This window comes from Rudaea sp. (assembly GCF_057139185.1).
This window is the reverse complement of the sequence record NZ_DBNHDN010000010.1, coordinates 19,157-43,993: the sequence shown is the minus strand read 5'-3', so window position 1 is coordinate 43,993 and position 24,837 is coordinate 19,157. Positions and strand designations below refer to the sequence as shown.

Sequence of the window (24,837 nt, the reverse complement as noted above, 5' to 3'; positions counted from 1 at the left end):
GCAGCGATGCTGCGCGCTACCTTGCTGGTACTTCTGCTCGCGCTGGCCTCACCGGCGCGCGCGGACGACAGCGCCGATTTCGGTGAGCGTCTGGCCGCCTGCGCGGCCTGCCACGGCCAGCACGGCGAAGGCGTGCGCGGCGCGGAATACTACCCGCACCTTGCCGGCAAGCCGGCCGGCTATCTGTTCGAGCAGCTCAAGGGCTTCCGCGATGGCCGCCGCGCCAGCACATCCATGACCTGGTACGTTCGCTTCGCCGACGACGCCTTCCTGCAACGCATCGCGCAATGGTACGCCGAGCTGCCGCCGCGCACGCGCGGCGCCGACACGGGTGCCGCAGAGCTGACTGCCGAGCGCCGCCGCGTCGCGCAGAACCTGGTCGAGCACGGCGACCCCGCACGCGACTTGCCCGCATGCAGCTCCTGCCACGGCGCCAATCTCGCCGGCCTGGAACCCGGCGTGCCCGCCCTGCTCGGCCTGCCGGCCGACTACGTCATCGCCCAGTTCGGCGCATGGCGCGAGGGTGTGCGCAACGGCGCGCCGCCCGACTGCATGCACGACATCGCCGGCAGGATCGCCGCCGACGACATGCGCGCGATCGCGGTGTATCTCTCGCAGCAATCGAACGTCGACGGCCTGCGTCCCGCTCCGGCCGCGAGCTTCCTGCCGCCGCGGGCCTGCGGATCGCTGCCGCACGCACAGGTGGCGAAGTGAAAACCTGGCGCATCGCCGGCCTCGTTGCCGTTCCGTTCGTGCTCGCCGCGCTCGCCATCGGGATTTTCCTGTTCGCGCAACAGGGCGGCCTTGCGCCCTACCGGCTGCCCGTGGACGACGGCCGCGTCGTCGCGGGCGACGCGGCAACGTTGCGGCGCGGCGAATACCTCGCGCGCATCGGCGACTGCGCGGCCTGCCATACCGCACGCGGCGGCGCCGCCTATGCGGGTGGGCGCGGCTTCGCCACCGGCCGGGGCGTGATCTACTCCTCGAACCTGACGCCCGACCGCGAGCACGGCATCGGGGCGTGGTCGATCGCCGAGTTCGCGCATGCGATGCGCCACGGCGTCAGCCGCCGCGGTCCGCTGTATCCGGTGTTCCCCTACGAATATTTCGCCACGCTCGCCGACGCGGACATCGACGCCATCTACGCCTATTTGCGCAGTCTGCCCGCGAGCGCCAACGTACCGCCGCCGAACCGTCTCGACTTTCCCGCGAACCTGCGCCCCGCGCTCGTGCTCTGGCGCATGCTGCACTATCGCCCCGCGCCCGCCGCGGCAACCGATGACAATCGCGGCCGCTATCTGGTCGACGGCCTCGGCCACTGCGCGATGTGTCACAGCGAGCGCGAACCGGGCGGCGCGCTCGCCTCCGGCGGCCATCTGGCCGGTGGACGCATTCCGGGCAGCGGCTGGTACGCGCCGCCCCTCGACGCGAAGCAGTTGCAACGCTATCCGGTCGAACAGCTCGCCGCCTATCTGCGCTCCGGCACCAGCGACCACGGCGCGGCCTACGGGCCGATGGCCGAAGTCGTCTACCGCAGTCTGCAGGCACTGCGCGAAGACGATGCCATCGCGATCGCGCGCTATCTGAAATCCATTCCCGCACGCCGTGCGCGCGAAGCGGCTTTCACCCTGCTGCCCGAACCGCAGCGCCAACCGGAGGTGGCCGGCGACGGCGCCGAAATCTATCGGCACGCATGCGCCGACTGCCACGGCAACGACGGCGAAGGCAAGAGTGGACGCTATCCGGCACTGCGCGACGCGGTCGCGGCGATCGCGCCCGATCCGATCAACGCGGTGCGCATGGTGCTGTACGGCGGCTTTGCAGTGACGACGGCGGGCAATCCGGCGCCGTATTCGATGCCGCCGTTCGTGCAGCAACTCAGTTCCGCACAGATCGCCGCGGTGACCAACTACGTACGCGAAAATTTCGGCGCGCAGCGCTCCCGGTTGACCGCCGCCGACATCGAGGCGATGCACGGAATCGTGCTCGACTGAAGGACCAGGGCATGCCCACGACGATTCAACCCGATCTCGCCTTTATCCTGTTCCTGCCGGCCTTCTGCATTGTCGGCACACTTTACTGCTGCTATCCGCGCAAGCCGCGCCACGCACTGCGCTGGATTGCCGATCTCCTCGTGCTCGTGCTCGCCGCCGGCGCAAGCGTGGCCGCGATGCGCTGGGGGTTCCGCGTCGCCAGCAGCGTCGGCGGCGCGCTGTGGAAACAGGTGCTCGCCACGCTGCTCGCGTTCGCGTTCTTCTTCGGCATCGTCGGTGCCGCCGCGGTAGTGCGGGCGCGCTTGCTGCGCAGGGCCGTCGATTTGCGAGCACGCGCTTGGTGATGCCGCCCGCGGAGCAGGGCGCCGCGAACCTCGCACCCGCGGCGCCTGTGACGATCGAGCCGCGCGAATCGGGAAGCGCTAGACGCGGAACGAAAACCCGCCGCGCTTCGTTTCGTCCTCGACCAGTTCCACGTCGCCGAGGCCTTGCGCGAGCGAATTCGCGTCTCCGCCCTGGGCGAGCTTGATCTTCAGGCGCACCTCGTTGGCCGAGTCGGCGTAACGCAACGCGTCCTCGTAGGAGATCTCGCCGGCATGGTAGAGCGCGACGAGGCTCTGATCGAACGTGCACATGCCGAGGTTGGTCGAGTCCTTCATCACGTCCTTGAGCTTGTGCACCTCGCCCTTGCGGATGTAGTCCGAAACCAGCGGCGTGCCGAGCATGACTTCGATCGCGACGCGGCGGCCCTTGCCGTCGGGCGTGGGAATGAGCTGCTGCGCGACCACGCCCTTGAGGTTGAGCGAGAGATCCATGAACAGCTGGCTGCGACGGTCCTCGGGGAAGAAGTTGATGATGCGGTCCATCGCCTGGTTGGCGTTGTTCGCATGCAGCGTGCACAAGCACAAATGACCGGTCTCGGAAAACGCGATCGCGTGTTCCATCGTCTCGCGCGTGCGCACCTCACCGATCATGATCACGTCGGGGGCCTGACGCAGCGTGTTCTTCAGCGCGTTCTCCCACGAGTCGGTGTCGATGCCGATTTCGCGCTGGGTGACGATGCAGCCGGCATGGTTGTGCACGTACTCGATCGGGTCCTCGATCGTGATGATGTGGCCGGTCGAATTCTGGTTGCGGTAGCCGATCATCGACGCGAGCGAGGTCGACTTGCCGGTGCCGGTCGCGCCGACGAAGATGATGATGCCGCGCTTGGTCATCGCCAGCTGCTTGATGATCGGTGGCAGGTTCAACTCCTCCGGCGTCGGGATCTTGCCCTCGATCCGGCGCAGCACCATGCCGACATTGCTGCGCTGGTAGAAGCAGCTCACGCGGAAGCGGCCGACGCCGGCGAGCGCGATCGCGAACTGGCATTCATGCGTCTTCTCGAACTCCTCGCGCTGCGAGGGCGTCATCACGCTGAGCACGAGGTCGCGCGACTGCTGCGCGCTGAGCGGCTCCTTGGTCACCGGCCCGATGCGGCCGGCGATCTTGATCGAGGGCGGCAGACCGGCCGTGATGAACAGGTCGGAGGCGCGCTTGTGCACCATCAGTTTCAGGTACGAGTTGAAATCGGCTGGAGTCATGGCGGTTTCCGCTTTCAGGCGTTCGAATCAAGGCACCACGCTTATTTGAACACGTCCTTGTTCTTCGCGTAGGTCGACGCTTCCTGTCGCGTCACCTGGCCGCGCTTGACCATGTCGAGCAGGCACTGGTCCAGCGTCTGCATGCCGAACGCACTGCCGGTCTGGATCGTCGAATACATCTGCGCGACCTTGTCTTCGCGGATCAGGTTGCGGATCGCCGGGATGCCGACCATGATCTCGTGCGCGGCGATGCGGCCGCCGCCGACCTTCTTCAGCAGCGACTGCGAAACCACCGCGCGCAGCGACTCGGACAGCATCGAGCGCACCATCGGCTTCTCGCCGGCCGGGAATACGTCGATGATGCGGTCCACGGTCTTCGCCGCGCTGGAGGTGTGCAGCGTGCCGAAGACGAGATGGCCGGTCTCGGCCGCGGTCAGGGCGAGGCGGATCGTCTCGAGGTCGCGCAGTTCGCCGACGAGGACGTAGTCCGGATCTTCACGCAAGGCCGAACGCAATGCCTCGTTGAACCCGTGGGTGTCGCGGTGCACCTCGCGCTGGTTGACCAGGCACTTGTTCGCCGTGTGCACGAATTCGATCGGATCCTCGATCGTGAGGATGTGACCGTATTCGTTCTTGTTGATGTGGTCGACCATCGCCGCGAGCGTGGTCGATTTGCCCGAGCCGGTCGGCCCGGTGACGAGGATCAGGCCTACCGGCTGCGCGATCAGCTCCTTGAAGATCTTCGGCGCACCGAGATCGTCGAGCGTGAGCACTTCGGAAGGAATCGTGCGGAACACCGCGCCCGCACCGCGGTTCTGGTTGAACGCGTTGACGCGGAAGCGCGCCATGCCGGCCAGTTCGAACGAGAAATCCAGCTCGAGGAATTCCTCGTAGTCGCGGCGCTGCTTGTCCGACATGATGTCGTAGACCAGTGCATGCACCTGCTTGTGCTCGAGCGCCGGCATGTTGATGCGGCGCACGTCACCGTCGACGCGGATCATCGGCGGCAGGCCCGCCGAGAGATGCAGGTCCGAGGCCTTGTTCTTGATGGAGAACGCCAGAAGCTCCGCTATGTCCACATCCCCCCCATTGGCGCTTGCCGTAGTTTGCGCCGGCAGTATAACGTGCGGGAAAGACAACAATGCACGCCTGCTTCATGGATTCGAGCGAAAACTATCGCGCCGTGCGCGAACGCGTAGTCGCCGCGGCGCAACGCGCCGGGCGCGAGGTGACCCTGCTTGCGGTCAGCAAGACCAGGCCGGCCGCCTCGGTGCGCGGACTCGCTGCGTTCGGCCAGCGCGCATTCGGCGAGAACTATGTGCAGGAATGCCTGGCCAAGCAGCGCGAGCTGGCCGATCCCGGCCTGGAATGGCATCTGATCGGCCCGCTGCAATCGAACAAGGCGCGCGAGGTCGCCGCGCATTTCGACTGGCTGCAGAGCCTGGATCGGGTCAAGCTCGTCGCCCTGCTCGATCGCGCCCGCCCGCCCGGGCGCACGCCGCTCAATGTGCTGATCCAGGTCAACGTCGACGACGAGGCCAGCAAATCGGGCTGCACGCCGGAGCAAATCGGCGCGCTCGCCGCGGTCGTGCGCACCGCGCCACGCCTCGCCCTGCGCGGCCTGATGGCGATCCCCGCACCGGCCGCAGACCCGCGCCGCCGCGAGACTGCATTCGTGCGCATGCGTGCATTGTTCGAGGAGTTGCGCCGCGACCACGCCGACATCGATACGCTGTCGATGGGCATGTCCGAAGACTTCGAACTGGCGATAGCCTGCGGGGCGACAATGGTGCGTGTCGGCAGCGCCCTGTTCGGCGCGCGCGCGACAACTGTGCGATGATTCACACTTCCGCTCTCCGACCATCCGCCATTTGCCAACGCAGCCCCGGCGGGAAAATACCGGGCGCAGCCTGTCCTTCACGATGATCAATCGGTTTTCGCCCAGCGCCTGCCTGATCCGCATCACCGCCTGGGCGGCTGCGGCGCTGTCGTGCGCGGGAATCGCCTGCGGCGCCGAGGCGCAGACGGACGGATTGAGCAATTCCGCCGAGTACATCACCGGCTTCGTCCACTACGTGCACTGGCAGGGTGAGGACCGATTGCCTGCCTGGACCGTCTGCATAGTTGGCGACGTGCCGGTCGAGCAGGACCGCGTCTACGCCGGCCGCATCGTGCGCGGCAAGCCGTTTGCGATCCACCGCATCGACGCCGAGGCCGCGCTGAACAATTGCCAGGTCCTCGACCTGAGCGCCGCCGATGCCGCGACCACGGACAAGCTGCTCGCGCGCGTGCGCCGGCAGCCGATACTCGCGGTCGGTTCCGGTTCCGGGTTCTGCACCGCGGGCGGTCAAATCTGCCTGCACCTCGGCGGTGCGCCAGCCGCGGAGCAGCAGAAATTCGAAGTCAACATCTCGGCGATGAGGGAGGCGGCCCTCGTGGTCAGTTCGCGCCTGCTCACCCTCGGTTCGTCGCGCACCGCCGGCAAGGACACGCCATGAGCCAGCCGCTGCGCGCGCGCAAGAAATTGTCGGCGACGGCCTCCGCCGCGCACATCGGGCGTGCGCTGCTGTCGATTTCCGCACTGGCCATCGTCGTCGTCGGCACCGGCGCCTTCCTGCTGAGCTACCATTTCCTGCACCAGCAGACCGAGCGCCATCTGCGCACGCTGATCAGCTTCGCCGCCAGCGAAAGCCGCAGCGCAATCGTGTTCCGCGATACGAAGACGGCGACCGAGATCCTGCAGTCGATTCCCGGGGACGAGGGCATCACCTTCGCCGAGATCCGCGACGCATCGGGCGTCGTGCTCGCCCGCATCGACGGGCGTGCGGACGGATGGGTGGGCCGGTTGTCCGGCTGGGTCGGCGACGAGCGCGTCCGCCAGGAGGTGGTCGAGGAAGGCCGGCGCATCGGCGACATCGTCCTCGAAGGCGGCAGCGAGCCGATGCTGCGTACGCTCGGCGGATTGCTCGCCTGGTTCGGCTTCGGCACGCTATTGATCGCCGCCAGCGCCCTCGCCCTCGCGCGCAAGTACACGCGTCGCTTCACCCAGCCGATCTGGCAGTTGCACGAAGTGGTCAAGCAGCTGATCGAGGGGCGAGATTTCAGTCGACGTGCGCCGCCGTCGTCACTCACCGAGGTAGAAGATCTGCGTTGTGAATTCAACGCCCTGCTCGACGAAATCAGCCTGCGTGACCACCTGCTCACCCAAAGCAACGCCGCGCTGCGGCGCGTCGCCTACATCGACGCACTGACCGGCCTGCCGAACCGTGCGATGTTCGAGCCCGCGTTGCAGGCGACGATCGACGCTTGCAATCGTGACCGCACGCGCGCATGCCTGTTCTATCTCGACATCGACGCATTCAAGTCGGTCAACGACAACCTCGGCCACGCCGTCGGCGACGAATTGCTCAGCCGCATTGCCGCGCGCCTGCGCAACTGGCGCCCGCAGGAGACCACGGCCACGCGCATCGGCGGCGACGAGTTCGTCGTCCTGTTCTCGCCGCTGGCCGCGAACGCGGATCCCGAGAACATCCTCGCCGAACTGCATGCCGAGCTCGAAGCGCCGATCCGCCACGGCGATCTCGTGCTGCATCCGAGCACGAGCATCGGCGTGGCCGTCTATCCCGACGCCGCACGGAGCATCGACGAGTTCGTGCATCTGGCCGACCAGTCGATGTACGCGGCAAAAGGGCGCCGCCGCGAACAGGGCCACGTCACGCGCTGGAACGCTGATGCCGCCGCTGCCAAGCAGGCGGCGAACTCGGACTGGATCGGCATCGATCCCGGCGCAATCCAGCAAGTAGAATGAGACCGGGCACTGTCCGATACACTTCGCCGTTCGAAACCCGAGGAAGCATCTTGCAGGCAGACTTTTACCTCCCCCGACTTCAGCGACTGTTCCCGCTTGTGCTCGCGTTCTGCCTGCTCGCGGCGTGCGCCTCCGCCCCGCCCAAACCGACGCTCGCCCAACGCCAGACGGAAGCGCTGACCCATCTCGGCTTCAGGAAAGTCGACGAGGGCTGGCTGCTGACCCTGCCCGAGTACATCTCCTTCGAATTCGGCAAGGACGACCTCAAGCCTGAATTGCGCAAGGTTATCGCCGACTTCGCGCGGCAATTGCTCGCGCTGGACATCCGCCAGCTGCGCGCGGAGGGCCACACCGACAACCTCGGCGCGTACGACTACAACATGGCCCTTTCCCGACGCCGCGCGGACATCGTCGCCGATGCGTTCGTCGCCGACGGCTTCGCCGCGAGGGACGTCGTTCGCAAGGGCTTCGGCCCCGACCATCCGGCAGCGGACAATGGCAGTCCCGAGGGCCGCGCGCAGAACCGGCGTGTCGAGATCATCGTACCGTCCACCGCATTGGCCATCCCATGACCAACACACCTACGCGCATCACCTTCGTCGGCGGCGGCAACATGGCGCGCAGCCTGATCGGCGGGCTCGTGCGCGCCGGAAAGCACGGCGCGGACATCGCCGTCGCCGAGCCTAACGCCGACCAGCGCGCCGCGCTGGCAAGCGACTTCGGTGTGACCGTCTGCGACAACGCCGCCGATGCGGCGCGCGACGCCGATGCCGTCGTGCTCGCGGTGAAGCCTCAGGTGATGAAAGCGGTATGCACTTCGCTCGGCGAAATCGCGTGGCCGCGCAAACCGCTGATCGTGTCGATCGCCGCCGGCATCCGCATCGAGCAGATCGATACCTGGCTCGGTGGCGGCTACGCCGTCGTGCGCACGATGCCGAACACGCCGGCCCTGATCGGCGCCGGTGCCGCCGGCCTCGTCGCCAATGCGCGTGCCGACGCGCGCCAGCGCGAATTGGCGCAGCGCATCCTCGATGCCGCCGGCCTCGCCGTGTGGATAGCGGACGAAGCGCTGATGGATACGGTCACCGCGCTGTCCGGCTCCGGGCCGGCATATTTCTTCCTGCTCGTCGAAGCGCTGGAGGACGCCGCGGTGGCCCAGGGCCTGCCACGCGAGACCGCGCGCGCACTGGCCGCGCAGACCTGCCTCGGCGCGGGACGCATGCTGCGCGAGGACGGCGCGGCACCGGCCGCACTGCGCCAGCGCGTGACCTCGCCCAACGGCACCACCCAGGCCGCGGTCGAAAGCTTCGAGGCCAACGGCCTGCGTGCGCTCGTCGCAGGCGCAGTGGCAGCGGCCACGCGCCGCGGGCAGGAACTTTCCGCACACCCGGGTGGCTGATTCCGACATGCCCTACCTCGCCAACGCAGCCGCATTCCTGATCCAGACGGTTTTCGACTTCCTGATCGGAGTGTTCGTCGTCCGCGCCATGCTGATCGCGGTCAACGCCTCGTTCCACGACCCGATCTGTCAGTTCGTCTACAAGCTGACCAATCCGGCCATCGCGCCGATTCGCGGATTCCTGCCGCGCATGGGCAAGATCGAAACCGCCTCGCTCGCCGTCGCGCTCGTGCTCGCGCTGATCGAACTCGGCCTGCTCTCCGGCCTCGGCGGCCCACACTACGCGGTACCGGGCTGGCTGCTCGCCGCGATCGTCGCCGTGGCGAGCATCGCCGTCTGGATCGTTTTCTGGGTGCTGCTGATCCGCGCCCTGCTGAGTTTTTTCACCGACGGGCGGGGCCATCCCAACACGCGCGTGCTCGTGCAACTGACCGAGCCGCTCGTGCGCCCGCTGCGCCGCCTCGTGCCGCCGCTGGCCGGACTCGATTTTTCGTTCTGGATCGCCTCGATCGCGCTGATTCTCGCGCGCCTGCTCGTGATCGTGCCGCTGGCCGACCTCGCCATGCGGATGTAGAGTCGCCGCGGCACAGCGGACGAAGACGCCGTATCCACCGGGCACGAATGGCAAACGCATGACCCCACCGATGACCTGGCTTTCCCTGTCTTCCGTCCTCGCCGGCGGCGCCATCGGCAGCGCGCTGCGCTGGATGCTCGGGCTCGCACTCAACCCGGTTTTCCCCGATCTGCCGCTGGGCACGCTGACCGTCAATCTCGTCGGTGGCTTCATCATCGGCACCGCGATCGGCATCTTCGATCAATTCCAGTCGTTGCCGCCGGAACTGCGCCTGTTCGTCATCACCGGCTTCTGCGGCGGACTGACGACGTTCTCGACGTTCTCCGCCGAAACGGTGAACGCGTTGCTGCGCCAGCAATACGGTTGGTCGTTCACCATCGTCGCCGCGCACCTGATCGGTTCGCTGGCGATGACCGTGATCGGCATTCATGCCATGCGCCTGCTGCTCAAATGAGCCGGCGAAGATTGCGGGGAGACGTTCGATGAAAGGCACGCACCTGCGCTTCTACACCTGCGAGAACCGCCGGCACGACGGCAAACTTCTCTACGAATGGCTGCTCGAGTACGCGAGGAAACAGGGCATTCACGGCGGCTCGGCGTTCCGCGCGATCGCCGGCTTCGGCCGCCATGGCCACCTGCACGAACAGCGTTTCTTCGAGCTCGCGGGCGAAGTGCCCGTGCTGGTCGAATTTCTCGTCGACGCGGAACACGCGGATCGCCTTCTTGCCGACCTGCGCGCGCAACGGATCGACGTGTTCTGCTCGCGCATCGCCTCGGATTTCGGCGCGCTCGTCGACCTCGACGACAACGACGGCAAACCGCCGCAGCCGGCCGCGGGCAGCTGATCGGCGCCACCGTTCCGGGCATTCGCGTTTCTCGACCGCGGCGCTTGACACTTCGCGCCGAGCCCCCAAGTCAGTGGAGTCCGCACTACTCGAGGCCTGGACATGCACGGCAACAATCCTCGCAGCCGCATCGAGTCCCTGCTCGCGCTCGCCGACATCCACGTCGACGGCGGCGAACCGTGCGATATCCAGGTTCACGACGAGCGCTTCTACGCACGCGCGATCGCGCATGGCTCGCTCGGCCTCGGCGAGGCCTACATGGATGGCTGGTGGGATGCGGCCAGCCTCGACGGGTTTCTCCATCGCCTGCTCGCGGCACACGTCGACGAAAAGGTCGGCGGCATCGATGATGCGGCGCTGTTCCTGCGCGCCAAGCTCGTCAACATGCAGCGCGGCCGGCGCGCGTACAAGGTCGGCGAACAGCACTACGATCTCGGCAACGATCTGTTCCGCGCGATGCTCGGCAAACGCCTCGTCTACAGCTGCGGCTACTGGAAGGACGCGGCGAACCTCGACGCCGCGCAGGAAGCGAAGCTCGATCTGGTCTGCCGCAAGCTCGGCCTCGCGCCCGGCATGCGCGTGCTCGACATCGGCTGCGGCTGGGGCGAGGCGTTGAAATACGCCGCGCAGAAGTACGGCGTCGTCGGCGTCGGCGTCACCGTGTCGCAGGAACAGGCGGAATTCGCGCGCCAACTGTGCCGCGGTCTGCCGATCGAGATTCGCGTGCAGGACTACCGCAGCCTGTCCGCAAAAACCGAAGGCGGGAAGTTCGACCGCATCTGGTCGATCGGCATGTTCGAGCATGTCGGCGTGAAGAATTACCGCGCGTATTTCGAGACCGTGCGCCGCTGCCTGCGCGACGAAGGACTCACCCTGCTGCACGCGATCGGCGGCAACGAGTCGACCAACCATACCGATCCGTGGATCGCAAAGTATATTTTTCCCAATTCGATGATCCCTTCCGCCGCGCAGATCGCCAAGGCGGCAGAGGGCCTGTTCGTGCTCGAAGACTGGCACGGCTTCGGCCCCTACTACGACCGTACCCTGCAGGCCTGGCGCTCGAACTTCGATGCGGCCTGGCCGCAGCTAGCGGAAAAATACGGCGAGCGCTTCCGCCGCATGTGGCATTTCTATCTTGCCGCGAGCATGGCCAGTTTCCGCGCGCGCCGCGACCAACTCTGGCAAATCGTCTGGTCGCCGCGCGGCGTGCCCGGGGGTTATGCCGCGGTACGCTGAACGCAACCGCGACTGCGCGCGATCTGCGCACGGCGGCGCAGTTTGCGGCACAATGCGCGGTTGTCGATTCCCTCCACCGCGCAACAAATGAACCTGCAAGCCAACTACGAACAACTGCCGCTCAAGGAATTCGCCGAGCGCTCCTATCTCGACTACTCGATGTACGTCGTGCTCGACCGCGCGCTGCCGTTCATCGGCGACGGCTTGAAGCCGGTGCAGCGGCGCATCGTCTATTCGATGAGCGAGCTCGGCCTCGACGCTGCGGCGAAACCGAAAAAGTCCGCGCGCACCGTCGGCGATGTCATCGGCAAGTTCCATCCGCATGGCGACAGCGCCTGCTACGAAGCGATGGTGCTGATGGCGCAGCCGTTCTCGTACCGCTATCCGCTGATCGACGGCCAGGGCAACTTCGGTTCACCCGACGATCCGAAGTCGTTCGCGGCGATGCGCTACACCGAGTCGAAGCTGACCCCGATTGCCGACTTGCTGCTCGACGAAATCGGCCAAGGCACGGTCGATTTCACGCCCAACTTCGACGGCACGCTGAAGGAACCCTCGTGGCTGCCCGCGCGCGTGCCGCATGTGCTGCTCAACGGCTCGACCGGCATCGCGGTCGGCATGGCTACCGACATTCCGCCGCACAACCTGCGCGAAGTCGCCGAAGCCGCGATCCTGCTGATCGACGAGCCCGAGGCGTCGATCGCCAACCTGTGCCAGAAGATCAAGGGCCCGGATTTCCCGACCACGGCCGAGATCATCACGCCGAAGAGCGAACTCAAGGCGATGTACACCAGCGGCAACGGCTCGGTGCGCGCGCGTGCGCGCTACGTGATCGAGGACGGCAACGTCGTCGTCAACGCGCTGCCGTATCAGGTCTCGGGCGCGAAGATCATCGCTCAGATCGCCGAGCAGATGCGCGCGAAGAAGCTGCCGATGCTCGAGGACCTGCGCGACGAGTCCGATCACGAGAACGCAGTGCGCCTCGTGTTGATCCCGCGCTCGAACCGCATCGATCTCGACGAGATGATGCAGCACCTGTTCGCGACCACTGATCTCGAGAAGAGCTACCGCGTCAACCTCAACATGATCGGCCTCGACGGCAAGCCGCAGGTCAAGGATCTGAAGAAGATCCTCGGCGAATGGCTGATCTTCCGCGAGCGCACGGTGACGCGTCGCCTGCAGTATCGCCTGGACAAGGTCGAGCGCCGCCTGCACTTGCTCGAAGGCCTGCGCATCGCCTTCCTCAACCTCGACGAAGTCATCCGCATCGTGCGTACCGAGGAGGAGCCGAAGCCGAAGCTGATCGCGCGCTTCCGCTTGAGCGAGGAACAGGCCGACTACATCCTCGAAACCCGGCTGCGCCAGCTCGCGCGCCTGGAGGAAATGAAGCTCAACGCCGAGCGCGACGCGCTCGAAGAGGAGCGCGCCAGGATCACGGTGATCCTGAAATCGCCGGCGAAGATGAAGACGCTGATCAAGGACGAGCTGCGCGCCGACGCCGACAAGTACGGCGACAAGCGCCGCTCGCCGATCGTCGAACGCGAAGCGGCGCAGGCACTGGACGAGTCCGCGCTCGTCGCGAGCGAACCGATCACCGTGATCCTGTCGGCGAAGGGCTGGGTGCGCGCGGCCAAGGGTCACGACATCGACGCGGCCGCACTCGGTTATCGCGAGGGCGACGGTTTCCAGCAGGCGGCGCGCGGCAAGACCACGCAGCAGGTCGCGTTCATCGATTCGAACGGCAGAAGCTATTCCACGGCAGCCCATACGCTTCCTTCCGCGCGCGGTAACGGCGAACCGCTGACCGGCCGCTTCACGCCCGCTGGAGGAGCGCGCTTCGACGCGGTCGCGATGGCCGACGCGGCGACGCGGCTCGTGCTCGCCTCCGACTTCGGCTACGGCTTCGTCACCCGGTTCGAGGCGTTGCTCGCGAACAAGAAGGCCGGCAAGCAGATCATCAATCTCGACGGCGAGGCACACGTGCTCGCGCCGGCGTACGTCAGCGATCCCGCGCGCGACCGCATCGCGGTGGCGACGAACCTCGGCCACTTTCTCATGTTCTCGGTCGCCGAGCTGCCCGAGCTCGACAATGGCGGCAAGGGCAACAAGCTGATCGAGATTCCGAAGGCGAAACTGGCCGAGGGCGAACGCGTCGCCGGAACAGCAGTAGTCGCCGAAGGCTCGGGCGAAGTCACCGTCTACGCCGGCCAGCGCAAGCTCATCCTCAAATGGGCCGACCTGGTCGAATACAACGGCAACCGCGCGCAGCGCGGCGGCAGCCTGCCGCGCGGCTTCCAGCGCGTGGAGCGGATCGAGACGACGGGCTGAGACAGCTCGTCCCGTTGGCGCGGCTGCACGTGCCCCGGACGAATCGGCGCGACCAAGGCGGGCGCGAGGGTTCGCAACCCTGCTGTACAATCCGGCCATGCGCATCCTCCTGCAAACCCAGCCGCTAGCCGCCGAGGCGCCGCGCTACTACCAGCTCCAGTTGCAGCAGGACCTGCTCGGCGGCTGGACGCTGACACGCGAGTGGGGCCAGCAGGGCGGGCGCGCGAGCCTGAAACGCGAAGTGTTCCTCGAGCGCGACGACGCACTCGCCGCGTTCGAGCACGCGCGTGATGCGCAACTCAAGCGCGGCTTTCGCCTGATGTTCAGTCAGGGGATCGATTCGCCGTACTCATAGCCCCCTTCTCCCGCCGGGAGAAGCAATTCAGAAGAACCCACGATGCAAAACCACCGTTTCCTGCGCGCGCTCGCACGCCAACCCGTCGACGCCACACCGGTCTGGATCATGCGCCAGGCCGGCCGCTATCTGCCGGAGTACCGCGCCACGCGCGCGCGCGCCGGCAGCTTCGTCAACCTGTGCAAGACCCCCGAGCTGGCGTGCGAGGTCACGTTGCAGCCGATCGCGCGCTATCCGCTCGATGCGGCGATCCTGTTCTCCGACATTCTCACCATTCCCGACGCGATGGGCCTGGGCCTGTCGGTCGACGAAGGTGTCGGCCCGCGCCTGGCCAAACCGGTGCGCACGCTGGCCGAGATCGAAAAACTCGGCGTGCCCGATGCCGAAACCGAGCTGCGCTACGTGATCGACGCGGTGCGCCTGATCCGCCGCGAACTGAACGACAAGGTGCCGCTGATCGGTTTCGCCGGCAGCCCGTGGACACTGGCCTGCTACATGATCGAAGGCGCGGGCTCGGCAAGCTTCTCGCGACCGAAGGCGCTCGCGCTCGACGCGCCGGCGACGATGCACAAACTGCTCGACGTGATCGCGCGTTCGGTCGCCGCTTATCTCGCCGCGCAGGCCGCCGCGGGCGCGCAGGCGCTGATGGTGTTCGACACCTGGGGCGGGCTGCTCGCGCCGGCGATGTTCCGCGAATTCAGTCTGCGCTACCTCGCGCAGATTGCGCAAAGTCTAAAAAGCGACAATGCGACAAAGGATACTCCGCTGATCCTGTTCTCGAAAGGTGCCAACGGCCATCTCGAAGCGCTGGCCGACACCGGCTGCGATGCGCTCGGCCTCGACTGGACGATCGGCCTCGGTGAAGCACGCACGCGTGTCGGCAACCGCGTCGCGCTGCAGGGTAATCTCGATCCGGCCGTGCTGCACGCTAGTCCCGAAGCGATCCGCGCCGAGATCGGTCGCGCACTCGCGGATTTCGGTGCGCATCCGGGCCACGTGTTCAACCTTGGCCACGGCATCACGCCCGACATCGATCCCGCGCGCCTGGGCGTGCTGATCGACGCCGTGCACGAGCTCAGCGCCGGCAAGATCCGCTAGGTCGCAGGCATCGGGATCGCCTGCGGTGGTCCCGGCTGCGCGTACGGCGCGACGCCGGAGGCGATGTAGTTGCGATCCACGCCGCGCAGGATGTTGCGCACGACCGCGATCGCCGGCGATGACTCGAACACGGCGGAGTGAATGCTGTCGCGCGTGTCGATGTAGCGGCTGACGTCGAATTCGAACACGTTGTCCCAGACGTTGTCCGGATCGGCAAGGCCGCTGCGCCCGAGCCGGCGCGTGCCGAAGTGCTTCAGGCCCGCGGACATGCCGAGCATCGAATCGAGGCCGGTGTACAGCGCGGCGATGCGGTAGCACAGGTTCGCCATCAGGCTGCCGTCGCTGCCGACAGGCTGGTCGCGCTGGAACAGGTCGTTGTCGACATCGGCCGCGACCATGACGAACTGGTTGATCAGGCTGACCAGCTGCGGATCGTTGAGCTGCTTGGACGCCGCGACCAGCGCCTCCTGCATGACGTAGTTGCCCATGCTGTGCGCGAGCACCGACACTTTCATGCGGCAGAACTTGCCCGGATCGTCGCTGCGCGCAGCGATGCGCTGCCGCAGCGTCAGATAATCGCTGAGTTCGACCAGCAGGCCGGCGAGGTCGGGAGCGCTATCATGCGCGCTTTCTCGGTCGGGCAGGTAGCCGGCGACGTTGCCCTTGGACGGCCATGAGTAAAGCACGAGCTGGCCCAGGTCGGCGGTGCCTTCCATGAGGCCGTTCTTGATCAGCAGGTAGTCGTTGACCGTGTCCTCCCAGTCGTCGTTGTAGCCGTGGACGAACAGGCACAGCAGCTTCTGTTCCTCGTGCTCGGTCTCGGGCACGATCGGGCATTCGTTGCCGATGGCCCTCAACTGTGCGACGAAGGCCTGGCGCGTCACCTTGGTCCACGCCGGAAGCGTGTGCAGCCTGCCGGGATCGGCGTCGGCCGGCGCCGTGTAGAAAGCCGGTGCCGCGAGGCGCGAGCCGAGCCGGTCGCCTTCGCGGTTGCGGTTGCTGATCATCAGGTACGGGCGCATGACATTGCCTCCGGTCACCGTGACAGGGAGCCCGAGTATGCGCCTAGGCCGATACCGGATCGATGACGCGATCGACACCCGCGCGCAACAACTCGCCGGTGACCGGTTTGCGCAGGAAGGCGTCCATGCCCGCGGCCAGGCACAGCGCCTCCTCGTTGCCGGCCGAGCGCGCGCTGACCCCGATCAACGGCAAGCGACGCACACCGGTCTGCAGCTCGCGTGCGCGCAACGTGCGCGCGAGCGCGAGGCCATCGAGGCCGGGCAGGTCGAGATCGAGCAGGGCCAGATCGAACGGCGTCGATTCGATCTCGGCCAGCGCGGCGAGACCGTGCTCGACATGCCGCACGTGGTGACCTTGCGCTTCGAGCAGTCCGGCGATCACGGCGGCGACGGTCGCATCGTCCTCGACCAGCAGGACTTGCAGGCCGCGCGTCGTCGCCGGCGCTGGCACCATATCTCCCACGCGTACGCTTTCATCCGTTTCCGCCTGCTCGCGCAACGGCAGGACAACGCGAAACGTGCTGCCGACACCTTCTTCGCTGGCGAGCACGATCTCGCCGCCCATGCGCGCGACGAGCTCGCGGCAGATCGCGAGGCCGAGGCCGCTGCCGCCGTGGCGTTGCTGTGTGCCCTGCGCCTGCTCGAAGCGCTGGAACAGGCGCGCGCGCGTCGACTCGGCGATGCCGGGGCCGGTGTCGCGCACGCACAGTTCGGCGGCGGCGTTCGCCGCGCGCGTGAGCGCGAGCGCGACACTGCCGCGCTCGGTGAACTTGACCGAGTTGTTGGCAAGGTTGAGGAACACCTGCTTGATCCGTACCGCGTCACCGCGCACGTACCGCGGCGCATCCGGTGCGATCGCGCAATCGAAGACCAGGCCCTTGTTCGCCGCGAGCGGACGCACCAGCGCGGCGACTTCCGCGACCAGCGCGTGCAGGTCGAGCGGCGCATCCTCGAGCTCGAGCCGGCCTGCTTCGATGCGCGCGAGATCAAGCGAGTCGTTGACCATGCGCAACATCATCCGCCCCGATGCCTGGATCGCCTCCGCGTAGCCGCGCTGCTTCGCCGCGAGCGGCGTGAGCAACAGCAGCTCGGTCATGCCGAGCACCCCGGTCATAGGCGTGCGGATCTCGTGGCCCATCGTGGCGAGGAAGTCGCTCTTCGCCGCGCTTGCCGCCTCGGCGAAACGGCGCTGTTGCTCGGCGAGCGCAAACGCATGGCGGCGCTCCAGGCGCGCGCGGTAGCCGAGAAACACCCACCAGGCGAGAAGCAGCGCGGCAAGCACGTAGCCGGCATACGCCCAGCGTGTCGCCCACGGCGGTGCGGGCTGGTCGAACGTGAGCGGCGCCAGATCGTTCCACACGCCGCTCGCGTTCGCTGCCTTCAGCCTGAGCATGTGCTTTCCGGGCGGAAGCTGCGAGTACTCGCGCTCGCCGCGATTGCCCGTGTCGACCCAATCGGCATCGATGCCGCTCATCTTCCAGCGGAAACGGTTGCCGGCGGGATTCGCATGCGACAGCGCCGCGGCCCGGATGCGCAGGTCGCGGTCGCCCCAAACAAGCGCGACCGCGCCCGCGCCCGCTGCAAGCTCTATGTCGCGGCCCGCGCGGCGCACGGTCAGGCTTTCCAGTGCCAGCGGCGGCGGCGCGGGATTCCCGACCACGCGCTCGGGCACGAAGCCGACGATGCCCGCGAGCGTACCGCCGAACAAGCTGCCGTCGCGGCGCTTGAGCAACGGCATGCGCGAGAACTCCGCGTTGGCCAGGCCGTCGTGGGCGTCGAACTGGCGCACGTCGCGCGTACGCGGATCGTAACGCCACAGACCGCGCGGACTACTGACCCAGACCATGCCCGAGGCATCGACCTGCATGCCGCCGACGGCCAGCGCGGGCCAACCCGCCTTCGCATCGACGTGCTCGATTGCCTCGAGCCTGTCAACACCCTCACGGTAGTGTTCGAGCGCACCGGGCAGGTGCAGCCAGAGCGTGCCGTCGGGCGCCCAGGCGAACGCCATCACGCGCGCGTTCGGCGCACCCGGCACGGGCGCGAAATGCTGTACGGTGGTGTCGAAGCGGTCAAGACCGGCGCCATTGGCGACGAGCACCGCGCCGTCGCGATCGAAACCGATCTGGTTGACCTCGGCGTTGCGCAGGCCCGAATTGGCCTCGTCGAAACGTTCGATCGCATGCGTTTCCGGATCGATGCGATGCATCGCACTACCATTGCTGCTCGCCCAGATCGCGCCCGAACCGGACTGCACCAGTTGCTGCACCAGGCCGGATGCGAGCGCGTCGCTGCGCTTGCGGTCGACCGGCAGGTCGCTGAACGTGTTGTTGCGCAGGTCGTAGACGCGCAGGCCATGTCTGTGGCCGACCCAGAGCTGGCCGCTGCGGTCGGCAAGAACCGACCACAAGGATTTGTCCGGCGGCGGCAGATGCCCGGCCATCCGCTCGACGATGCCGCTGGCCGGGTCGAGGCGATCGATGCCGCCACTGAAATCGACGGCCCAGACCGCACCGGCGGCATCCTCGGCCATGCCTTGCACGCGATTGAAGGAAATACTCGCCGAATTGCCCGGGTCGTTGCGATACAGGCTGAAGTTGCGCCAGTTCGGCGGCAGGCGCGCGACGCCGCCTTCGAGTGTGGTAAACCAGAGACCGCCTTCGTGGTCGCGCATCGCATCGCCGACAATGCCTCCCGGAAAGCTCCCGGGCACGGCGAAGTTTTCCATATAGCCGTATAGACGCCCATTCATATCCATGCGATTGAGGCCATTGCGCGTACCGATCCACAGATCCCCGGCGTCGTCGCGCGTCAGGGCGTACACGTAGGTGTCGTTCAATCCGCTCGCAGCCAGGACGCGCGCGGTGAAGTCCGCACCGATGCGCAGCAGCCCGTGGCGCGTACTCGCGAGCATGCTGCCGTCGCCGTCCTCGACCAGGCCGGTCACGTTGAAGCTGCCATCGCCCGACACCGCGGCGAGATCGACATGGCGGATGGAGCCATCCGTGGCGCGCACGTCGATGCCGGCGTCGGTGCCGATCCACAGGCGCCCGCTGCGATCGAAGTGCAAGGCGAGCACGTTGTCCGAAGCCAGGCCCAGGGTACTGCCGGCCAGCTTGCGCAGATGCGTGATCGCGCCGCTCGCGGGATCGAGCCGGTCGACGCCGCCGCCGTAGCCGCCGATCCAGATCGCACCGGCGCCATCGCCCGCGATCGCCCAGACATCGTTGCTCGACAGGCTCGCCGCATCTTTGGGGTCGTGGCGGTAGTGGGTGAAGCGCCCGCCGCCGTCCGCGCGCGGATCGAGCATCGACAGACCATCATCGCCGCCGCACCAGATGCGGCCGTCGCGGTCGGCGTAGACGGTGGGCACGTCGCTGCTGGCGAGCGAATCCGCATCGCCCGCATCGTGCCGCCAGACGCGGAACGCCGCGCCATCGTAGCGAGCGAGGCCGTCGCGCGTGCCGATCCAGATGAAGCCGCGGCTGTCCTCGATGATCTTGTAGACATGGCTGGACGGCAGTCCGTCGGCCACGGTCAGCACCTGGAAATACGGGGTGGCCAGCAGCGTCGGCGCCGGCGTGCCCGGCTTCGCCGCCGCGTCCGCGGGGGGCGGTGTCGCGGCTAGCAGCGTCGCGAAAACCAGATTGGCCAACATGCCCTTCTCCCTGCCGTTGCCGTCGCGATCATGCCAGAAACGCGACCCGCTCCAGTAGAATCGCTGCGTTCTCCGGTGGAACCCGCATGGCCAATTCCAGCCGCTCGTTGCGCCTGATCCTCTTCGCCGCGCTCGCGCTCGTGCTCGCCGCGGCTTTGTGGGCGACGATCGCCGCGTTGCGCGGCGGCATCGCACTGTGGCGCGAATTGCGTGAACTGCCCGCCTTGCTGCAATACGCCACGGCAGGCCTGCTCGCCGCGGTCGTGCTCGGCTTCGCCTGGCTCGCCTGGCGCCTGCTGCGGCCGAGGCCGCGCAAGCCGTCGATCGCGAAGGCGCCCGAGCGCGCCGAGGTGCAGGCGCGCCTGGATGTGCTCGCGCAGCAACGCGCCGACACCGCGGAACTGCAAGCCGAACTTGCCGAACTCGACCGGCGCGCACGCAGCGAACAACTCTACATCGCCGTGTTCGGCGAAATCAGTGCGGGCAAGTCCAGCCTGATCCGAGCGCTCGCCGACGGTGCCGCACCCGCCGCCGACGTGCTCGGCGGCACCACGCGCGCGGTCGCGCACTATTCCGCGCATATCGGCGCGGCACAACTCACCCTGGCCGACGTGCCGGGCACACACGAAGTCGCCGGAATTGCGCGCGAAGCGATCGCACGCGACGAGGCGCTGCGCGCGCACGTCGTGCTCTACGTCGGCGCCGGCGACCTGACCCGCGACCAGGATGCGGAACTGCGCTGGCTGCGCGGCTTCGGCAAACCGCTCGTGCTCGTGCTCAACAAGGCGGACCAGTTGCACGCCGCCGAGCGCCTCACGCTCACCGCGGCGTTGCGGCAGAAGTATCGCGACGTCACCGATGCGCAGCTCGTGGTCAGCGCGGGCGGCACGGAAACGGTCGAGCGCCGTCGCACCGACGGCCGCAGCGAAACCATCGAGCGCGAACGCAGAGCGGACGTGAGTGCGTTGACCGAGGCACTCCGCCGCTACGCAGCCGGCGGCGCGGTGGCATTGGAGCCCGCGCGCACGGCGGCCGTGCTCAGCCGCGTCGATGCGCGCGCCGGCGAGCTCGAGGCCGGCATGCGCGAACGCGAAGCCGAAGCCGTCGTAGCCAAGTACACGAAGCGCGCCGTGGTCGGCGCGCTCGCCGCGGTGATGCCGGGCAGCGACCTCGTGATCCAGGCCGTGCTCGCCACGGGGCTCATCCGTGAGCTGTCGAAACTCTACGCTGTTCCCGTGCGCGACATCGACGTCGAAGCGTTCATCGCCCAGGTCAAGCTGACCGTGCGCACCAGCGCCTCGCTCGTGCTCGCAATCGCGGGCAATGCGGCCAAGGCATTCCCCGGCCTCGGCACGCTCGGCGGCGGCGTGCTGCACGCGATCGCCTACGGTTTGATCTTCGACAGCCTCGGCCGCGCGATCGCGACGACGCTGCGCGAGCGCCATGCGCTCGATCGCGACGCCGCGGCCAGCGCGTTGTCGCGACTGCTCGCCGATGCCAGCGCTGAGCGGCTCCGGCGCATCGCGCAGTATGCACTCGGCGGCGAGAACGAAAAACCGTAGCGCCCCGGTCCCGTGTCCGACGAGCGTCGAACACTTCGTTCCATGGTTGATGCTTGTCCGTCCCACTCCGGTATCGCATAGTCCGACCATGCCCATCGCCCGCGCCATCGCCGCCATCGCCCTCGCCGCACCCGCAGTGGGTTCGGCTACGCCGCATGACTACCGCCTCGACACCGTGCACACGCAGGTGACGGCCAGCGCCAGCCATCTCGGCTTCTCGCGGCCGGGCGGACGCCTGCATGTGAGCGGCGGCTGGTTCCGCTTCGATCCCGACGACTGGAGCACGGCGCGGGTCGACGTGACCATCGATGCGACATCGATTGATTTCGGCAATGCGGCGTGGAACGACAAACTGCGCTCGCGCGAATTCCTCGACGTGGCGCATCATCCGACTGCGCGCTTCGTTGCGGACAAAGTCGAGAAGACCGGCGACAAAACCGGCGTCGCGCACGGCAAGCTGACCCTGCTCGGCCTCACCCGCCCGCTCGACCTCGCGATCACGCTGCATCGCATCGGCGTGCATGCCTATACGCTCAAGTGGACGGCTGGCTTCGCGGCGACCGCGACGTTGAAGCGCTCGGATTTCCGCATGACAAAATACCTGCCAGATGTCGGCGACGAAGTCAGCATCGGCATCGAGGCCGAGGGCATTCGCGACGCCGATGCGCGGAAATCTGCCGCTGACTCGAGCACCGCATCAACCGAAAAGACCGGGGAACCCTGACATGCCGTGGAAGAGCGACGCGCATCACTGGGGCAGCCTGGCGAAAACCCTGCACTGGCTGGTCGTGCTGCTGATCCTCGCGCAGGGCGTGCTCGGCCTGTACATGGTCGGGCTGCCGAAGAAGCCAGGCATCATCCCCTACTACAACCTGCACAAGTCGATCGGCATGACCGTGCTCGCACTCGCCGTGCTGCGCCTGGCCTGGCGCGCGTTCGATCCGCGCCCCGCGGAACCCGCCTCGACCCCGCACTGGCAGGCGCTGGGCGCGCGCGCGGGACACGCGCTGCTCTACGCGCTGCTGTTCGCCGTGCCGCTGTCGGGCTGGTGGTTCGACTCGGTCGCCGCGCTGCGGCCCATGTATTTCTTCGGCCTGTTCGAGATTCCGCATATCGCCGCGCCGAATACCGACCTGAAAGAACTCGCTCACGAGGCGCACGAATGGCTGTTCTGGTTGCTTGTCGCAGTCGCGCTCGGCCACGCCGCGATGGCCCTCATTCACGAATTCGTCAGCCGCGACGGCACGTTGTCGCGCATGCTGCCCGGACGTCGCCATGCCCTCGCGATCGCGCCTGGCGTCGCCACGTCCGCCGCCACCGCATCCACACTCACGGAGAACGACCATGCTGAAACCACGCCTGCTGCTGCCATCCCTGCTGTTGACCCTGCCGCTCGCGACCCAGGCGCGTGACTGGGCCGCCGATCCCGCGCAGTCGACGCTGGGCTTCAAGGACACCTACTCGGGCGAGGGCTTCACCGGCAAGTTCAAGAAGTTCGACGCAACGATCAGCTATGACGAGGCCGATCTGTCCAAAGCGAAGTTCGACGTCACCATCGACGTCGCCAGCGTCGACACCGCGAGCAGCGAGCGCGACGATTCGCTCAAGGGCGAGGATTTCTTCGACCCGGGAAAATTCCCGCAGGCACACTTCGTCACCGAATCGTTTGCCAGGGCCGCCGACGGCGGCGTCGAGGCCAAGGGCCAACTGACGATCCGCGACAAGACGCAAGCCGTGACGCTCAAGGTGAAATTCGTCGCCACCGGCGACAAGGCCACGCTCGACGTCGACACCGTGCTCAAGCGCGCCGCCTTCGGCCTCGGCACCGGCAGCGACTGGAACGATATCGGCGCGGACGTGCCAGTGCATGGGCATCTGGTGTTGACCGGCAAGTAAGCAACGCTGTTGGCGTTGCGCGTCGCTCCCGCGCGCTCTCGGCGGGAATGTCCGGCAGAATCCGACGACGCGCTACCATGTTTCTCCATTTCCCGATGACGACGTCGCAATGTCTGCAAGTGACTGGTGGGCCCGACTACGCTCAAGACTGAGCAGCGCTCCACGCGGTCAGGACGGCACGGGCAATGATTTTCATACTGCTCAAACCAGCGAAGCGCTGCGCACGCTGCTCAACGACAAGAGCGTGCCCGCGAGCGTGCGCAACGAGCTGAACGACGACTTCGCCCAGGTCCAGGCGCTGCTCGACAAGCTCGACGCGGGCGACCTGCACATCGCCGTGTTCGGCCGCGTCAGCGTCGGCAAGTCGGCGCTGGGCAACGCACTGCTCGGCCGCGAGGTGTTCGCGACCGGTGTGCTGCACGGCACGACGAAAACGCGCAACGCCACGCGTTGGCAGGAAGTCGGCGGACAGGGCCTGCACCTGATCGACACGCCCGGCATCAACGAATTGTCGGGCGAGGAGCGCGAGCGCCTCGCCTTCGACGTGGCCGCGATCAGCGACCTCGTCCTCTTCGTCGTCGATGGCGACATGACCCAGAGCGAACTCGATGCGCTGCATACGCTGGGCAAGACGCAGCGCCCGCTGCTGCTCGCGCTGAACAAGGCCGACCGCTACACCGCCGACGAGCGCACGCGCCTGCTCGCGCGCCTGCGCGAACACGCATCCGGACTCGTGCGCGCCGACGACGTGATCGCCTGCGCCGCGCTGCCGGCCGAGCGCGTCGTCGTCCAGGTCGGCGTCGACGGCGGCGAAAGCGAGACGCGCACGGCGCAGCCGCCCGACGTCGCCGCGCTCGAGGCGCGCGTGCGCGCGATCGCCGAACGCGAGGGCAAGACGCTGGCCGCGCTCAACGCCGGCCTGTTCGCGGGCGACCTTTCCGACCGCGTCGCGCTGCGCGTGGCCGCGGCGCGCAAGGATCTCGCCCAGCGCGTGATCCGCAACTACTGTCTGGCCAAGGGCGTCGCCGTCGCGCTCAATCCGGTGCCGGTCGCCGACCTGCTCGCCGCGGCCTCGCTCGACGTCGCACTCGTGCTGCATCTGGGAAAAGTATACGGGCTGCCGTTGACGCGCAGCGAGGCCGGCACGCTGATCGCGACGATCTGCGCTCAGCTCGCCGCGCTGATGGGCGCGATCTGGGGCGTGCACCTCGTCTCCAGCGCGCTGAAGGGCGTGAGTGCCGGGCTGACGACGGTGGTCACCGCCGGCGCGCAAGGCGCGCTGGCCTGGTACGCGACCGAACTGGTCGGTCGTGCGGCGGAGAAATACCTGGTCCAGGGCAAATCCTGGGGCGAGGGCGGCGCCAAGCGCGCAGTCGCCGACATCGTCGCCAGCCTGGACCGCGACTCGATCCTGCGCGAAGCACGCGCGGCGATCCTCGCGCGGCTGCGCGGGCGGGCGCGCGAACTTCGCTGAACCGG

General features: G+C 67.4%; 23 protein-coding genes and 1 pseudogene. 20 read left to right on the top strand and 4 right to left on the bottom strand.

Features of this window, described 5'->3' with window-relative positions; translation table 11 throughout:
• The first annotated feature begins 6 nt into the window (after window positions 1–6).
• The 3 genes from AC16HO_RS03825 to AC16HO_RS03815 are packed head-to-tail and all read left to right on the top strand — an operon-like array spanning window position 7 to window position 2,338.
• A complete protein-coding gene (locus tag AC16HO_RS03825; RefSeq protein ID WP_395643971.1) occupies window positions 7–714 on the top strand; it encodes a c-type cytochrome in 708 nt (235 codons plus the stop codon).
• On the top strand, window positions 711–1,994 hold the full coding sequence (locus AC16HO_RS03820; RefSeq protein WP_395643972.1) for a c-type cytochrome: 1,284 nt from the start codon (window positions 711–713) through the stop codon (window positions 1,992–1,994). Before AC16HO_RS03825 ends, AC16HO_RS03820 begins: the two co-directional genes overlap by 4 nt.
• Window positions 1,995–2,005: 11 nt before the next feature.
• Window positions 2,006–2,338: a hypothetical protein gene (locus AC16HO_RS03815; protein WP_395643973.1), complete on the top strand. Its 333-nt coding sequence runs from the start codon at window positions 2,006–2,008 to the stop codon at window positions 2,336–2,338.
• A gap of 78 nt (window positions 2,339–2,416) precedes the next feature.
• On the opposite strand, the gene AC16HO_RS03810 is transcribed toward AC16HO_RS03815, so the two are convergent.
• On the bottom strand, window positions 2,417–3,577 hold the full coding sequence (locus tag AC16HO_RS03810; protein WP_395643974.1) for a PilT/PilU family type 4a pilus ATPase: 1,161 nt from the start codon (window positions 3,575–3,577) through the stop codon (window positions 2,417–2,419).
• A gap of 41 nt (window positions 3,578–3,618) precedes the next feature.
• Entirely contained in the window at window positions 3,619–4,656 is a 1,038-nt protein-coding gene (locus AC16HO_RS03805) for a type IV pilus twitching motility protein PilT (protein WP_347261332.1), read from the bottom strand.
• Between the two features lie 77 nt (window positions 4,657–4,733).
• Between AC16HO_RS03805 and AC16HO_RS03800 the strand changes: the two genes are divergently transcribed.
• The 12 genes from AC16HO_RS03800 to hemE all read left to right on the top strand — a co-directional run bounded on the left by AC16HO_RS03800 (window position 4,734) and on the right by hemE (window position 15,220).
• Complete coding sequence (locus tag AC16HO_RS03800; RefSeq protein WP_395644047.1) at window positions 4,734–5,417, top strand: YggS family pyridoxal phosphate-dependent enzyme; 684 nt, start codon at window positions 4,734–4,736, stop codon at window positions 5,415–5,417.
• 82 nt (window positions 5,418–5,499) lie between these two features.
• Window positions 5,500–6,075 carry a YfiR family protein gene (locus AC16HO_RS03795; protein ID WP_395643975.1) on the top strand — a complete coding sequence of 192 codons (576 nt, stop codon included), beginning with the start codon at window positions 5,500–5,502 and terminating at the stop codon, window positions 6,073–6,075.
• Window positions 6,072–7,385 carry a diguanylate cyclase domain-containing protein gene (locus tag AC16HO_RS03790; protein ID WP_395643976.1) on the top strand — a complete coding sequence of 438 codons (1,314 nt, stop codon included), beginning with the start codon at window positions 6,072–6,074 and terminating at the stop codon, window positions 7,383–7,385. Before AC16HO_RS03795 ends, AC16HO_RS03790 begins: the two co-directional genes overlap by 4 nt.
• A 50-nt stretch (window positions 7,386–7,435) precedes the next feature.
• Entirely contained in the window at window positions 7,436–7,957 is a 522-nt protein-coding gene (gene yfiB / locus AC16HO_RS03785) for an outer membrane lipoprotein YfiB (protein ID WP_484335296.1), read from the top strand.
• A complete protein-coding gene (proC, locus tag AC16HO_RS03780; RefSeq protein WP_395643978.1) occupies window positions 7,954–8,784 on the top strand; it encodes a pyrroline-5-carboxylate reductase in 831 nt (276 codons plus the stop codon). Before yfiB ends, proC begins: the two co-directional genes overlap by 4 nt.
• 7 nt (window positions 8,785–8,791) lie before the next feature.
• A complete protein-coding gene (locus AC16HO_RS03775) occupies window positions 8,792–9,358 on the top strand; it encodes a YggT family protein (RefSeq protein ID WP_395643979.1) in 567 nt (188 codons plus the stop codon).
• A 58-nt stretch (window positions 9,359–9,416) separates the two neighbouring features.
• On the top strand, window positions 9,417–9,812 hold the full coding sequence (gene crcB / locus AC16HO_RS03770; protein WP_484335295.1) for a fluoride efflux transporter CrcB: 396 nt from the start codon (window positions 9,417–9,419) through the stop codon (window positions 9,810–9,812).
• Window positions 9,813–9,840: 28 nt separating this feature from the next.
• A complete protein-coding gene (locus AC16HO_RS03765) occupies window positions 9,841–10,203 on the top strand; it encodes a DUF190 domain-containing protein (protein WP_395643981.1) in 363 nt (120 codons plus the stop codon).
• A gap of 102 nt (window positions 10,204–10,305) precedes the next feature.
• Window positions 10,306–11,439 (top strand): cyclopropane fatty acyl phospholipid synthase, encoded by a 1,134-nt coding sequence (gene cfa / locus AC16HO_RS03760; protein ID WP_395643982.1) that lies wholly within the window; start codon window positions 10,306–10,308, stop codon window positions 11,437–11,439.
• Window positions 11,440–11,526: 87 nt separating this feature from the next.
• Window positions 11,527–13,767, top strand: a complete 2,241-nt coding sequence (gene parC, locus AC16HO_RS03755; protein ID WP_395643983.1) for a DNA topoisomerase IV subunit A — start codon at window positions 11,527–11,529, stop codon at window positions 13,765–13,767.
• A 97-nt stretch (window positions 13,768–13,864) separates the two neighbouring features.
• Window positions 13,865–14,122, top strand: coding sequence for a WGR domain-containing protein (locus AC16HO_RS03750; RefSeq protein ID WP_395643984.1), 258 nt, complete (start codon window positions 13,865–13,867; stop codon window positions 14,120–14,122).
• A gap of 42 nt (window positions 14,123–14,164) precedes the next feature.
• A complete protein-coding gene (gene hemE, locus AC16HO_RS03745) occupies window positions 14,165–15,220 on the top strand; it encodes a uroporphyrinogen decarboxylase (RefSeq protein WP_395643985.1) in 1,056 nt (351 codons plus the stop codon).
• On the opposite strand, the gene AC16HO_RS03740 is transcribed toward hemE, so the two are convergent.
• Together AC16HO_RS03740 and AC16HO_RS03735 are read right to left on the bottom strand one after the other, a co-directional pair.
• Entirely contained in the window at window positions 15,217–16,242 is a 1,026-nt protein-coding gene (locus AC16HO_RS03740; RefSeq protein WP_395643986.1) for an alpha/beta hydrolase, read from the bottom strand. The genes hemE and AC16HO_RS03740 overlap by 4 nt on opposite strands.
• 43 nt (window positions 16,243–16,285) lie before the next feature.
• On the bottom strand, window positions 16,286–19,900 hold the full coding sequence (locus tag AC16HO_RS03735) for a hybrid sensor histidine kinase/response regulator (RefSeq protein WP_395643987.1): 3,615 nt from the start codon (window positions 19,898–19,900) through the stop codon (window positions 16,286–16,288).
• An 86-nt stretch (window positions 19,901–19,986) separates the two neighbouring features.
• On the opposite strand from AC16HO_RS03735, the gene AC16HO_RS03730 reads away from it, so the two are divergent.
• The 5 genes and pseudogenes from AC16HO_RS03730 (at window position 19,987) to AC16HO_RS03710 (ending at window position 24,832) form a co-directional block, all read left to right on the top strand.
• The gene (locus tag AC16HO_RS03730) at window positions 19,987–21,462 is read left to right on the top strand and encodes a GTPase (protein ID WP_395643988.1); all 1,476 of its coding nucleotides are present in this window, start codon (window positions 19,987–19,989) and stop codon (window positions 21,460–21,462) included.
• A gap of 88 nt (window positions 21,463–21,550) precedes the next feature.
• Window positions 21,551–22,186 (top strand): YceI family protein, encoded by a 636-nt coding sequence (locus AC16HO_RS03725; RefSeq protein WP_395643989.1) that lies wholly within the window; start codon window positions 21,551–21,553, stop codon window positions 22,184–22,186.
• A gap of 1 nt (window position 22,187) precedes the next feature.
• Window positions 22,188–22,727: pseudogene (locus AC16HO_RS03720) on the top strand (cytochrome b); the annotation flags it as partial.
• 79 nt (window positions 22,728–22,806) lie between these two features.
• Window positions 22,807–23,358, top strand: coding sequence for a YceI family protein (locus AC16HO_RS03715; protein WP_395643990.1), 552 nt, complete (start codon window positions 22,807–22,809; stop codon window positions 23,356–23,358).
• Window positions 23,359–23,467: 109 nt separating this feature from the next.
• Entirely contained in the window at window positions 23,468–24,832 is a 1,365-nt protein-coding gene (locus AC16HO_RS03710) for a DUF697 domain-containing protein (RefSeq protein WP_395643991.1), read from the top strand.
• Window positions 24,833–24,837: the final 5 nt, after the last annotated feature.

What these genes read in the sequence shown, in the direction of transcription:
- parC (WP_395643983.1), top strand. Translation starts at nt 11,527, where the DNA reads ATGAACCTGCAAGCCAACTACGAACAACTGCCGCTCAAGGAATTCGCC.
- AC16HO_RS03735 (WP_395643987.1), bottom strand. Translation starts at nt 19,900, where the DNA reads ATGTTGGCCAATCTGGTTTTCGCGACGCTGCTAGCCGCGACACCGCCC.
- AC16HO_RS03810 (WP_395643974.1), bottom strand. Translation starts at nt 3,577, where the DNA reads ATGACTCCAGCCGATTTCAACTCGTACCTGAAACTGATGGTGCACAAG.
- hemE (WP_395643985.1), top strand. Translation starts at nt 14,165, where the DNA reads ATGCAAAACCACCGTTTCCTGCGCGCGCTCGCACGCCAACCCGTCGAC.
- AC16HO_RS03815 (WP_395643973.1), top strand. Translation starts at nt 2,006, where the DNA reads ATGCCCACGACGATTCAACCCGATCTCGCCTTTATCCTGTTCCTGCCG.
- AC16HO_RS03790 (WP_395643976.1), top strand. Translation starts at nt 6,072, where the DNA reads ATGAGCCAGCCGCTGCGCGCGCGCAAGAAATTGTCGGCGACGGCCTCC.
- AC16HO_RS03725 (WP_395643989.1), top strand. Translation starts at nt 21,551, where the DNA reads ATGCCCATCGCCCGCGCCATCGCCGCCATCGCCCTCGCCGCACCCGCA.
- AC16HO_RS03825 (WP_395643971.1), top strand. Translation starts at nt 7, where the DNA reads ATGCTGCGCGCTACCTTGCTGGTACTTCTGCTCGCGCTGGCCTCACCG.
- cfa (WP_395643982.1), top strand. Translation starts at nt 10,306, where the DNA reads ATGCACGGCAACAATCCTCGCAGCCGCATCGAGTCCCTGCTCGCGCTC.
- AC16HO_RS03775 (WP_395643979.1), top strand. Translation starts at nt 8,792, where the DNA reads ATGCCCTACCTCGCCAACGCAGCCGCATTCCTGATCCAGACGGTTTTC.
- AC16HO_RS03710 (WP_395643991.1), top strand. Translation starts at nt 23,468, where the DNA reads ATGTCTGCAAGTGACTGGTGGGCCCGACTACGCTCAAGACTGAGCAGC.
- proC (WP_395643978.1), top strand. Translation starts at nt 7,954, where the DNA reads ATGACCAACACACCTACGCGCATCACCTTCGTCGGCGGCGGCAACATG.
- AC16HO_RS03795 (WP_395643975.1), top strand. Translation starts at nt 5,500, where the DNA reads ATGATCAATCGGTTTTCGCCCAGCGCCTGCCTGATCCGCATCACCGCC.
- AC16HO_RS03765 (WP_395643981.1), top strand. Translation starts at nt 9,841, where the DNA reads ATGAAAGGCACGCACCTGCGCTTCTACACCTGCGAGAACCGCCGGCAC.
- AC16HO_RS03730 (WP_395643988.1), top strand. Translation starts at nt 19,987, where the DNA reads ATGGCCAATTCCAGCCGCTCGTTGCGCCTGATCCTCTTCGCCGCGCTC.
- AC16HO_RS03715 (WP_395643990.1), top strand. Translation starts at nt 22,807, where the DNA reads ATGCTGAAACCACGCCTGCTGCTGCCATCCCTGCTGTTGACCCTGCCG.
- AC16HO_RS03740 (WP_395643986.1), bottom strand. Translation starts at nt 16,242, where the DNA reads ATGCGCCCGTACCTGATGATCAGCAACCGCAACCGCGAAGGCGACCGG.
- AC16HO_RS03750 (WP_395643984.1), top strand. Translation starts at nt 13,865, where the DNA reads ATGCGCATCCTCCTGCAAACCCAGCCGCTAGCCGCCGAGGCGCCGCGC.
- AC16HO_RS03800 (WP_395644047.1), top strand. Translation starts at nt 4,734, where the DNA reads ATGGATTCGAGCGAAAACTATCGCGCCGTGCGCGAACGCGTAGTCGCC.
- crcB (WP_484335295.1), top strand. Translation starts at nt 9,417, where the DNA reads ATGACCCCACCGATGACCTGGCTTTCCCTGTCTTCCGTCCTCGCCGGC.